Source organism: Lacrimispora sp. 210928-DFI.3.58 (genome assembly GCF_020554865.1).
In the GTDB taxonomy this organism is placed as follows: domain Bacteria; phylum Bacillota; class Clostridia; order Lachnospirales; family Lachnospiraceae; genus Enterocloster.
In genome coordinates, this window is the sequence record NZ_JAJCIC010000071.1 from 1 (window position 1) to 9,182 (window position 9,182).

15 protein-coding genes are annotated in these 9,182 nt (G+C 44.1%); 14 read left to right on the forward strand and 1 reads right to left on the reverse strand.

The window, feature by feature from the left end; all coding sequences use genetic code 11:
- The first annotated feature begins 146 nt into the window (after positions 1-146).
- From LIZ87_RS21465 to LIZ87_RS21505, 9 genes are all read left to right on the forward strand, one after another.
- Entirely contained in the window at positions 147-800 is a 654-nt protein-coding gene (locus tag LIZ87_RS21465; protein WP_227149157.1) for a YqaJ viral recombinase family protein, read from the forward strand.
- Between the two features lie 3 nt (positions 801-803).
- Positions 804-1,058, forward strand: a complete 255-nt coding sequence (locus LIZ87_RS21470; RefSeq protein WP_227149158.1) for a hypothetical protein — start codon at positions 804-806, stop codon at positions 1,056-1,058.
- A gap of 57 nt (positions 1,059-1,115) precedes the next feature.
- Entirely contained in the window at positions 1,116-2,018 is a 903-nt protein-coding gene (locus tag LIZ87_RS21475; RefSeq protein ID WP_227149159.1) for a DUF1351 domain-containing protein, read from the forward strand.
- A gap of 74 nt (positions 2,019-2,092) precedes the next feature.
- Positions 2,093-2,782, forward strand: a complete 690-nt coding sequence (bet, locus tag LIZ87_RS21480; protein ID WP_227149160.1) for a phage recombination protein Bet — start codon at positions 2,093-2,095, stop codon at positions 2,780-2,782.
- A 176-nt stretch (positions 2,783-2,958) separates the two neighbouring features.
- The gene (locus LIZ87_RS21485; RefSeq protein WP_227149161.1) at positions 2,959-3,297 is read left to right on the forward strand and encodes a hypothetical protein; all 339 of its coding nucleotides are present in this window, start codon (positions 2,959-2,961) and stop codon (positions 3,295-3,297) included.
- A 3-nt stretch (positions 3,298-3,300) separates the two neighbouring features.
- The gene (locus tag LIZ87_RS21490; RefSeq protein WP_227149162.1) at positions 3,301-4,086 is read left to right on the forward strand and encodes a hypothetical protein; all 786 of its coding nucleotides are present in this window, start codon (positions 3,301-3,303) and stop codon (positions 4,084-4,086) included.
- Positions 4,058-4,540 (forward strand): hypothetical protein, encoded by a 483-nt coding sequence (locus LIZ87_RS21495; protein ID WP_227149163.1) that lies wholly within the window; start codon positions 4,058-4,060, stop codon positions 4,538-4,540. The genes LIZ87_RS21490 and LIZ87_RS21495 overlap by 29 nt, the downstream gene beginning before the upstream one ends.
- 244 nt (positions 4,541-4,784) lie before the next feature.
- Entirely contained in the window at positions 4,785-4,997 is a 213-nt protein-coding gene (locus tag LIZ87_RS21500) for a hypothetical protein (protein WP_227149164.1), read from the forward strand.
- Positions 4,998-4,999: 2 nt separating this feature from the next.
- A complete protein-coding gene (locus LIZ87_RS21505) occupies positions 5,000-5,395 on the forward strand; it encodes a hypothetical protein (protein WP_227149165.1) in 396 nt (131 codons plus the stop codon).
- Positions 5,396-5,406: 11 nt separating this feature from the next.
- Here LIZ87_RS21505 and LIZ87_RS21510 read toward each other — a convergent pair whose 3' ends face one another.
- Positions 5,407-5,871 (reverse strand): helix-turn-helix domain-containing protein, encoded by a 465-nt coding sequence (locus tag LIZ87_RS21510; RefSeq protein ID WP_227149166.1) that lies wholly within the window; start codon positions 5,869-5,871, stop codon positions 5,407-5,409.
- A 129-nt stretch (positions 5,872-6,000) separates the two neighbouring features.
- On the opposite strand from LIZ87_RS21510, the gene LIZ87_RS21515 reads away from it, so the two are divergent.
- From LIZ87_RS21515 to LIZ87_RS21535, 5 genes are all read left to right on the forward strand, one after another.
- On the forward strand, positions 6,001-6,150 hold the full coding sequence (locus tag LIZ87_RS21515) for a hypothetical protein (protein WP_227149167.1): 150 nt from the start codon (positions 6,001-6,003) through the stop codon (positions 6,148-6,150).
- Between the two features lie 111 nt (positions 6,151-6,261).
- The gene (locus LIZ87_RS21520; RefSeq protein WP_227149168.1) at positions 6,262-7,068 is read left to right on the forward strand and encodes a BRO-N domain-containing protein; all 807 of its coding nucleotides are present in this window, start codon (positions 6,262-6,264) and stop codon (positions 7,066-7,068) included.
- A complete protein-coding gene (locus LIZ87_RS21525; protein WP_227149169.1) occupies positions 7,068-7,280 on the forward strand; it encodes a hypothetical protein in 213 nt (70 codons plus the stop codon). Before LIZ87_RS21520 ends, LIZ87_RS21525 begins: the two co-directional genes overlap by 1 nt.
- Positions 7,281-7,669: 389 nt before the next feature.
- On the forward strand, positions 7,670-8,104 hold the full coding sequence (locus LIZ87_RS21530; protein WP_227149170.1) for a Panacea domain-containing protein: 435 nt from the start codon (positions 7,670-7,672) through the stop codon (positions 8,102-8,104).
- A gap of 2 nt (positions 8,105-8,106) precedes the next feature.
- Positions 8,107-9,066 carry a hypothetical protein gene (locus tag LIZ87_RS21535; RefSeq protein ID WP_227149171.1) on the forward strand — a complete coding sequence of 320 codons (960 nt, stop codon included), beginning with the start codon at positions 8,107-8,109 and terminating at the stop codon, positions 9,064-9,066.
- The last annotated feature ends 116 nt before the right edge of the window (positions 9,067-9,182 follow it).

Below are 9,182 nucleotides of genomic sequence, written 5' to 3' on the forward strand. Positions count from 1 at the left end.
TATACAGCATTATCCAGATAGCCAGACTCCAATAACATCCCCCTTCTTCCTCCTGGTTTGCAGCTGTGGCTTTCGGATGTGGTCCATTTTGGGAGAGATTACGCCGTGCCCGAATTGTGGGAAGATCATGAGGAGGGAGAAACAGGATGCCAGTTAAGAAGTACATATTTCCAGATCGTGAGGCCTGGTTGGAGGGCCGGAAGAATCATATCGGAGGCTCCGAGGCCAGCGCCTGCGTTGGGATGAATCCATATAAGGACAACGTGACGCTCTGGGAGGAGAAGATGGGGCTGGTTATACCAGAGGATATATCTGATAAGGATTATGTCCGGTATGGGACGGCGGCAGAGTATCATCTCCGGGAATTGTTTGCCATGGACTTCCCGGAGTACCGGGTCTCCTATGATGAGAACAACATGTTCCTTAATTCGGATTATCCGTGGATGCATGCCTCCTTGGACGGTGAGCTTGTGGATAACCAGGGGCGGCATGGAATTTTAGAAATTAAGACCACGAACATCCTGCAGAGCATGCAACGGGAGAAGTGGCATGGCCGTATCCCGGATAATTATTTTTGCCAGGTACTTCATTACCTGGCAGTAACTGGATATGATTTTGCAGTTCTAAAGGCTCAGCTGAAAAGCGAATGGGGCGGGGAGCTGCGGATTATAACGAAACATTATTTTATTGAGCGAAAGGACGTCGAGGAGGATATCAGGTATCTGGTGGAGGCGGAAAGGAAGTTCTGGGATTGCGTAACTTCCGGGAGGCGGCCTGACTTTATCCTTCCGGCGATATAGCATATGACTTTTAAAGAATCTATATCAAGAGATGCGGAAAAAAGAAAACAAAATATACAGGAATATGAGGAACAGATAAGGGAAATCAGCCTGTATATGGAGGAAATGCGGGCAAGGGATATACCAGACAAGCAGTTTCTCCAGGAGTACATGGGCGACAGGAGAGAGATGTTGGAGCGGCTTAAGGATCTGGCTTTATTGACCCTTGAAAAAGATATGCGTGTATTGAAGGCGATGGAAGAAATAAGCCAGGGATAGTCCCTGGCCCATATCGGAAACCATTTAATAAATGCAATGGAAGGAGAAGCGGGATATATGGAATTAAAGATATACAGTCCACAGGATGAAGGATTCCTGAAAAAAATTGAATGGAATTTTGAAGAGCTGAAAGCGGAAGTGTCCGCAGCATCGCAGGAGTATGCCGTATCGGTATACACAGATGATACGATCAAGCAGGCAAAGACCGATCGGGCGAAACTGAATAAGTTCGTGGATGCCCTGAACAGTAAGCGTACAGAGATTAGAAGGCAGCTTCTGAAGCCGGACGAGCAGTTTGGGAAGGAAGTCAAGGAGCTGGCAGGCATTGTGCAGAAGGCCATCGACAACATAGACGGCCAGATCAAGGATTATGAGCGCCGCCAGAAGGAAGAGAAGACAGCGAAGATCCGCGATTTCTATGATGCAAATATCCATGATGACATTGAGAAATACCTTCCCTTTGAACGGGTAATGAAGCCGGAGTATGCCAATGCCTCCACTAGCATGAAGTCCATCAGGGAAGAGATCCTTGCGCTGATCCAGAAGGTGTATGAGGGCCTGGCAATCCTCAACGATGTGGACAGCAAGTATGTCGGCGATATGAAACAGGTATTCCTCCGCACCTATGACATCGGTGCAGCGATATCAGAAAGGAACCGTCTGGAGAAGGAAGAGGAGAAACGCCGGGTATTTGAAGAGGACCGGGCCCGTCAGAAGGCAGAGTGTGAGGCTAGGATGAAGGCAGAGGCAGAGCACGTGATGGCTGCCGGCAGATCAGCTGCGCCGATGCCATCTCCGGCAGCTATCCCTATTCCGAAGGAGCAGCCGGCAATAGAGACGGTCGAGGATCCAGTCAATGTAGTTGATTTCCGGGTATATGCAACCAGAGATCAACTCATGAGGCTGAAAGAGTTTTTGAAGAATAACGGCATCCGGTTTGAGCCGGTACCAAAACAGTAAGGAGGAGAAGGATTATGGCAGTAGGAAACAGTTTGACATCAAAGTCTGTGCAGCGGGCGGAGATTACAGAGTACATGGCAAACGGAATGAAAGTAACTCTCACGCCAGGTACAGTAAAAAATTATTTAGTCAGCGGAGATAAAGACAGGGTATCTGATCAGGAAATAGCAATGTTTATTAACCTTTGCCGGTTTACTGGCCTGAATCCCTGGCTGAAAGAGGCATACTGCATTAAGTATGGCAATGAGCCGGCAACGCTCGTTGTAGGCAAGGAAGCCTTTTTCAAACGGGCCGAAAGCAATGAAAATTACGATGGTATGGATGCGGGCATCATCGTTGTGGGGCTAGATGGTGAGATAGTCTACCGCAAGGGCACTCTGAAACTGCCAGAAGAACAGATCATCGGTGGATATGCGGAGGTGTGGCGGAAGGACAGGACCCATGCCTTTCGGATCGAGGTATCCTTTGAGGAATATGCTGGACGCAAGAAAGATGGCTCGCTCAACAGTCAGTGGGCAAAAAAGCCAGCAACCATGATCCGCAAGGTGGCGGTGGTTCAGGCACTACGAGAGGCATTTCCGCAGACATTTTCAGGAATGTACACAGCAGAAGAACAGGGGAAGGTGGAGGAAGAATACGTCCCGAATATGGCTGATATGACGTCACAAGGGCGCATCGATATGGCACAGGCTTCAGTGCCGCAGGATGTTTCAAAGGATGCACAGCCAGTGGGTGGCAGCGCAGCGGCGGAGTTCTTTTCATAAGGCATAGCATCCGGGAAAGGAGGCGATCAGATGGCAATCACATAGGTTAATTGGGCTTTTACCATCCATGGCAAGGATTGATATGTCACAGTATTAGAAGGCCATTGGTGTAACAATAGGGGCGGCCCGTGGGAAACTCTCTGACCGCCGCCCCTGTCCTTAGAATGGAGAACAATATGGGAAAGATGCAGCGCGAGAAAGGCAAGCGCGGTGAGCGGGAGCTGGCAGGAATTTTGAAGGACCATGGTTATGACTGCCGGAGGGGCCAGCAGTTTTGTGGAACTGCGGGTGACGCTGATGTGATCGGCCTGCCTGGGATCCATATAGAATGTAAGCGCGTGGAGCGGCTGAACCTTCAGGAGGCCATGGATCAGGCTGGGAGGGACGCCAGGGAAGGAGAGCTTCCGGCTGTATTCCACCGCCGGGACCGATCAGGCTGGCTGGTGACAATGCGCCTGGAGGATTGGATCGGGCTTTACCGGGAGTGGGAAGCCGGGAGAGAGACAGAAGGGTAGGTGATGGCCTACATGGAAATAAATTTTCTGGCAGAGATCATAGCCTTTGAACGATGGCTCGAAACCAACTACTTACCGATCTCGTCACAGTTGTTATGGTACAAAATGATGAACCTTTTCAACAGAAGCGGGTGGAGCGAGTGGGTTATAGTAGATAACCTGAGATTGATGGCAACCATGTCAATGGGTCGAGAAGCTACACTTATTAAAGCGAGGGACGAACTCATAAAGGCTGGCCGGATTATCTACCAGAAGGGGCGCAAGGGAAGCCCTAACAAGTATAAAATGGTATATTTCACTTTCAAAAACGTAGTACAAAGCGAAGTATATCCAGTAGTACAAAGCGAAGTAAAAGAAGTAGTAAAAAGCGAAGTACAAAGCGCAGACATATATAAACAAAAACAGAAACAAAACGAAAAGAAAGACACTAAAGTGTCCAAAGAAAAGCGCTTTACGCCCCCTTCTGTGGAGGCGGTAGCGGAGTATTGCCAAAAACGGGGCAACAACGTGGATCCGCAGAGGTTTGTTGACTTTTACCAGGCCAAGGGCTGGATGGTAGGGAATAACCGCATGACCGATTGGCAAGCAGCTGTCCGTACCTGGGAGCAGAGGGACAAAACTAAGGATTTTGCCAGACCGGGGACCATTGGCGGGAAGGAGTTGTCCAGGAACCAGTTCCACAACTTCTCCCAGCGCGATACTGATTATGACGCCATAGTCCTGGAGCGGGCCAGGAAGCAATTTGGAGGAGGAGAGCCAGATGGAGGAGAAAAGGGAGATGCCGGCTGAGACTGGTGCTGCAAGTGCGCTGTGGTACCAGAATGTCAGCCTGGAGGATGCAGAAGTCTACATAGCCGCTAACCTGAAATCAGCGGTCAGGAGTGTGATCGCTGTGGGGTATTACTTAAAATGCGTCCGTGACGGAGAGCTGTACCGGGAGGCAGGCTTTGAAAACATTTGGGATTATGCCCGTGACCGGTTTGGTTTCAGTGTGTCTACTGCCAGCCGGTACATGAGCCGCAATGACAGGTTCTCAAAGGGCGGCAACAGCCCGGTCATTGCTGAACGGTATCAGGATTTCAACAAGTCCCAGCTTCAGGAGATGTTGTCCCTGGATGAGGAGCAGCTTGAGCAGGTCACGCCGGACATGACGGTACAGCAGATCCGGCTAAGATCCGGGCCATTCCGAAGATTACATACAAGGGATTCCTGTATATCAGGTGTCCAAACTGCGGAGAGGTGAAGGGGTATTTTACAAAGAATGAGGCTGAATACTATTTCTGCAAGAGCTGCAGAACAACCACATATTTTGACAAGCCTCTGGTTCCTTTGCGGATTAGGTGTGAATGCGGGAAGGGGCTCAAGTATATGACTAATATGACCGATACAGCATTTGATATCAACTGCCTTGACTGTGGGGCTCCAGTGGCGGTGAACTGGAATGAGAAGAAGGGCGAGTATGAAACAATGCGGTAAGGAGGCAGAACATGAGAGAGATAAAGATACCGATCGCTGCGTACGCAGAGCTGCTGGTTCACGTGACCGAAGAGATGGAAAAGGATTACCGGGACTGCGCAGCTAAAGCAGGAGTAATCGGCGGCGATGGAAAAGACTGCGAAACATGCAGTTGGTGGGGTCAGGACATTGGGGGATACAGGTATATGCCGGCTTCTGGAACTGGAAATGGTAGGAGGATGTAGTGATGAACCAGATTAGAACGCGGGATATGAAATTGAGCGACCATAGCATATCTCGGGCGAAATATAACGAATTGAAATACTTTTGTATGCAATACGGTGAGAAGAAGCAAAAACTTCTGGAAGGTTATGGGCTAAATGCTGTTGTGAATGATGGGATGCCGAAAAGTAGTCTTTCAGGCAATCCTACAGCGCAGGAAGCCGTCAGAAGAGCAGTAATACAGGAAGATATAGTCCTGATAGAAAAAACAGCTCAGGAGGCGAATAAGGAGCTTTATGAATGGATTCTGAAAAACGTAACGGAGGGGATTCCGTATGAATGGATGGATGTTCCGGCAGGGCGGAGGCAATTCTATGAGAGTAGGCGGTATTTTTTTTATCTGCTGGCGCAGAGGAGGTAACGAAAAGCCACCTACTCAGTGGTGGGTGGCTTATCAGAGGATTCAATTATTGGAGGATAGAGAGTGCGTTCTGTAACGAATTTTGTATATGAAATTACTTGTTCTTTTAGGAGATCATATTGTTTTTTCATTAAAGGGATTGTTTCACCGAGTATTTCAATATATATTCCACCATTTCCTCCGAGAGTTACTTTATAACCTATTGAATCTAAAAATATTAATAAAGGGTCAGAATTTGTTTCTCTTAATCGAGGAAGAAAATCTTCAGAATTAATACCGTTTAATTGAATGAAAGAACAATCCAATTGTTTTGCAATATTAAAAAGTACTTTGCGGGGGATTTCTACTTTACCAGCCTCATATTTTTGGATCGAACTTTCTGTTTTTCCAATGAGAGAAGCTAATTGTTTTTGGGTAAGTCCTTTATACAGACGATATTTTTTTATATTATCTCCAATGGTTTTATTATTTGCCATTACGAACCGCTCCTTTTTCTTTGAGTTTATCACAATACGCAATTTAATTCAAGTTTTACTTGACACACACAATTTAATTGCATATAATCATCAATAAATACACAATTAAATTGTGGGAAAGGAGAAAACATGAAACAGATTACTATTAAACTGGATGAAGAGACTCATAAGGCTGGAAAAATAAAGGCTGTTATGCAGGATATGTCTTTTATGCAGTATGTCGTGGATCTTATCAAGAAAGATCTGGAAACAAAAAAGAGCAGTCACGCTAAACTTTGACGGGCCCACGTGATTGCTCAAAAGTCAAATTCCAAAAAGGAAATTTGTATACACAGTATAGCAGTTCCTTTTTGGAAAATCAAGAATTTTTGAAGAAAGGAAGATTTTGCTATGCAGAAATTACAGGTTTTTAACAATGAGGAATTTGGACAGGTAAGGACGATAGAGATTGATGGAAAGCCCTATTTTATGGCAAGCGATATTGCAAAGGCTTTGGGATATACAAATCCCAATAAAGCTGTCAACGATCATTGTAGGGCTATAACGAAACGTTCTACCCCTATCAGCGGTAAAATGCAGGAGGTTAATTTCATCGGCGAGGGCGATATGTACCGCCTTATCACACATAGTAAGTTGGAGAGCGCAGAGCGTTTTGAAAGCTGGGTATTCGATGAGGTTCTGCCTACTCTTCGTAAGACAGGCTCCTACGAGATGCCAAAGAAAAAGGCCAAATCTCAATCTGAGCGCTTGGCATCTGTCAATAATGCTGTAAAAATTCTCATGCCTATGTTGGAGAAGGCTGGCTGTGGAAATAAGATCCAGCTTCTTACGGCAAAGCAGCTTTACGAGAAAGCAGACATTTTTCTTCCGGTCGAGATCGAAGCGGACAAGCGCTACTGGGATACCGTACATATTGCCAGACAGGCAGGAATCTATTACAAGACCTCTGGGAAGCCCGCAGACAAGGCTGTGAATGAAATCATCCGCCGGATCGGCGTGACAGAGGAGGACTACACAGACACCTGGGAGTCTAAAGGCAAGTGGCAGGGAGCAGTTAGGAAGTATTCTGACAGTGTTATTGAAAGAGTGAAATGCTGGATTGCAGATAATGATTATCCGACGGACATTGAGTATCAGCAGGTGGATGGTCAGGCGAAAGCGTATCATGTTGCTTACCAGAGCAGGGAGGTGGCATGATGAATATTCAGGAGGAAGTAAAAATTTCAGGTCATCAAACAGTGGTTTTTTGGGCAGGCACAGAGATGGGAGATTTATATAATGCAATGGTGGAACGCTGGCGCTTGTACGGAGTGGATAGATGTGGTGCGTTTGGAGCATCGTTATTTTATAATCTGGGCCGTATTCAGGGAATCAGGGATGAAAGAGCCAGAAGAAAGAAAAAGTTATAATGATAAATGGAACGTCCTTCAAGAGAGGGGCGTTCTTTTATGAATTTTGAAAAAGTGGGTAACTACGAAGGGGTACTTCCGTGATATTATGATAGCATGGATTAAGCCAAAGGCAGAACGGCCAGCGGCTTCTCCTCCGCTTCCCTAGCGGTGTGTGGGTCCTAATGAGGGGTAGAGCAGTCTGGCAGCTCGCTGGGCTCATAAAAATGAAGATTTTTTTCATCAGAAAAGAACAAATGTTTATAAGAAAAATTAGCTAAAACGTCAATTGCTTTTTTATGCAAAATAACATATAATAAAATCATAGATAAAGTATTGACACAGAATTGACTTGGATATAATAGGCATTATATTCAAGTTTTTTGCTTTATTTATGGGAGGTTTATACTATGTATAGTGCAATTGATGTTGCTAGATACATTATATGGTATTGTAAGAAGCAGGGATATTCTATTAGCAATTTAAAATTACAAAAAATATTATATTTTGTACAGGCTAATTTTCTTGTTAGTATAGGAAGGCCATGCTTCGAGGAGGATATAGAGGCATGGGACTTTGGACCAGTAGTTCCAGAAGTGTATCATGAATTTAAACTTTTTGGCAGTTCAGATATTCCAAGGTTTGTATGTCAAAATGCTGAAACAGTAATTTTGAAAAGAGATAGAGCGCTAATCAACGAAATGGTAGATCAATGCGCAAAATATTCTGCATCGACATTAGTTGAAATAACTCATAATCAAGCTCCATGGTGTGATGCGTATGAAAAATATTGCAATAATATCATTGAGAAGAGTGCTATAAAAGAGTATTTTGAAAAGGATTAACCATGATTGATTGGAACAAACGTACAGGAAGAAAATCCAATTCTACGTCAGATTATATACGTGAAATGGAGTCCGCCGTGGATGATCTTTGCGAAAGACTATCCAAAGATTCAAAAGATTTCAATTCAAAACTATTTTTTGATGCATTACATGAGTATATTAGCAAAGATGATAGGCTTTTATACACTAACATAACAAATTATATTTTTTCTTTAGAAAAAGAAGAAATATTTGGGATAATGCAAACAAACTTAGACAATGTTATTAATTATATTTATGGAGAAAAATTTAACAGTGATCACGAATGGAAACCTGAATATAGACATCAAAGAAATCCATACGATAGGACAAAACGTACTGTTTTAAAGATGTGGGATCATATGAATCTTGCAAAAAGACAATATTCTCTTTTTAAAATGAAAGATGATGATTATGCAAAGATTGTAGACGAGAAAATGGAAGAAGCTGGGCATGAGTTATCTAAAGAAATGAATGGACAATTAATTTCTTTGGTTTCGATTTTTACAGCACTATCATTTTTGCTTTTTGGTGGCATAAGCTCATTAGATAATATTTTTTTAGGGGCTAAAGATATACCTGTTACGAAGTTGATGATTGTCGGGATTATTTGGTGTTTTTGCATTATGAATTTAGTATTTGTTTTCATGTTTTTTATTGCGAAGATGACGAGATCCAACATTAAGTCTACTCAAGATGTGAATGCAAATTTGGTCCAAAAATATCCTTTGATTTGGTGGTGCAACCTTGTTATTGTATCAATTTTACTTCTTTCTTGTTGGGCTTATTATATAAAAAATGAAGGGTTTAGTGTGGAAGCCTATAATTGTTTGAGTCAACACCCAACATTGTATTTTATTGCTGGCACGGTATTAATAGTTGGACTAGTTGTTGGATGTGCTGTAAAGATATATAAATTATCTAAGATAGAATTAAAGGATTAAATTTATCGCTATAAATCATGGAGCCACCCCGCGTGGCTCTTTTCTTTCGCCTCCGGCCCCACAGGATAGTGTCAATAGTTTTTCGCAAATTTAATTCCTGCCGTTCAGCAGCTGGC